We start from the raw sequence: 1,414 nt of genomic DNA on the forward strand, positions 1-1,414 counted from the left end.
GGCGAGGAGACAGGCGGATAGCAGGGGAGCGCGGTTCATGTCCCCGGGTCTAGTCCATCACGCCGGGAGGACAGGCAGGGCGCGCGGGCCCTCTGTGCAGGAGCCGTCACGCGGGGCCAGGTCAGGATTGCGTGCTTGCGTCGTCTGGGGACTTCGGTTACTCCTCCGACACCGGAAAGCGGTTCTGCGCGATTAGCTCAGCTGGATAGAGCGTTGGCCTCCGGAGCCAAAGGCCGCAGGTTCGAATCCTGCATCGCGCGCAGATGTAAGGGCCCGGAATCACTGGGGAAATCCCAGGGATTCCGGGCCTTTGCTTTTGGTGCTGGAGGAGGTGCCTCGGTGGACACGGTCATCTTCGCCTGCGTGCACAACGCGGGGCGCTCGCAGATGGCGGCGGCCTTCTTCAACCTCCTGGCGGACCCTTCGAAGGCCCGCGCGGTCTCCGCCGGCACGCAGCCCGGAACGCGCGTCCACCCGGAGGTGCAGGCCGCCATGGCGGAGGTGGGCATCGACCTGTCGGATGCCCGGCCCCAGCGCCTCACGGAGGAGCTTGCCCAGGGTGCCCGGTGGCTCATCACCATGGGCTGCGGCGATGCGTGTCCCTACGTGCCCGGGCTGAAGCGCGATGACTGGCCCCTGGAGGACCCCAAGGGCAAGCCCGTGGAGCGCGTGCGCGAAATCCGCGACGACGTGCGCGCTCGCGTCCTGGCGCTGCTGAACCGGGAAGGCTGGAGCCGGTAGCGCGGCCCGCTCAGACGCCCGTCACCTGGCGGATGAACGCGAGCATCCGCGAGCATGTCGTGTCCAGGTCCATGTGCGCCTCGGCCATGCGGCGGGCCTCCTGGCCCATGGCCTCCAGCGTGTCCGGATGCTGCACCAGCGTGTCCAGCGTGTTCGCCAGCGCCCCGTAGTCCCCCACCGGCACGATGCGCCCGTCCACGCCGTCGCGCACCAGCTCACCCACGCCGCCCGCGGGCGTGGACACCACCGCCAGGCCCGCGGCCTTCGCCTCCGCGATGGCCCACGACGACATGTCCGCCATCGTCGGCAGCACGAAGAGGTCCGCCGCCTGCGCCAGGCCGATGAGCTCCGGCGAGTTCGGCTGCACGCCCACGTGCACGCGCACGCCCGGCGGCGCCTCGATGCGCTCGGACGTCACCAGGTCCAGCTGCCAGTCCTTGCGCCGCGTCTCCCGCGCCCAGCGCAGGAGCAGCTTGCCGCCCTTGCGCCCCAGGTCGCCGCCCACGAAGAGCAGCCGCACCACGCCGTCGCGCGGCTTCTTCTCCGGCGCGGGCCGCCACAGCGCCGTGTCCACGCTGGGCCACACGACGTGCACGCTCGCGTCGGGCACGCCGTACTCCTCCACCAGCGAGCGCTTGGTGAACTCCGAGAAGGACAGCATCCCCTTCGCGAT

At 70.9% G+C, this 1,414-nt stretch carries 2 protein-coding genes and 1 tRNA gene; 2 read left to right on the top strand and 1 reads right to left on the bottom strand.

All coding sequences use genetic code 11. The annotated features are described in order from the left end of the window. Positions 1-186 precede the first annotated feature (186 nt). A tRNA-Arg gene (locus D7W79_RS41980) sits at positions 187-260 on the top strand. 79 nt (positions 261-339) lie between these two features. Further along, entirely contained in the window at positions 340-741 is a 402-nt protein-coding gene (locus D7W79_RS41985; protein WP_120530753.1) for an arsenate reductase ArsC, read from the top strand. Between the two features lie 10 nt (positions 742-751). Here D7W79_RS41985 and D7W79_RS41990 read toward each other — a convergent pair. Further along, on the bottom strand, positions 752-1,414 hold a 663-nt coding region (locus D7W79_RS41990; protein ID WP_120530754.1), incomplete at its 5' end, for a glycosyltransferase family 4 protein.

The organism is Corallococcus exercitus (assembly GCF_003611585.1).
In the GTDB taxonomy this organism is placed as follows: Bacteria; Myxococcota; Myxococcia; order Myxococcales; family Myxococcaceae; genus Corallococcus; species Corallococcus exercitus.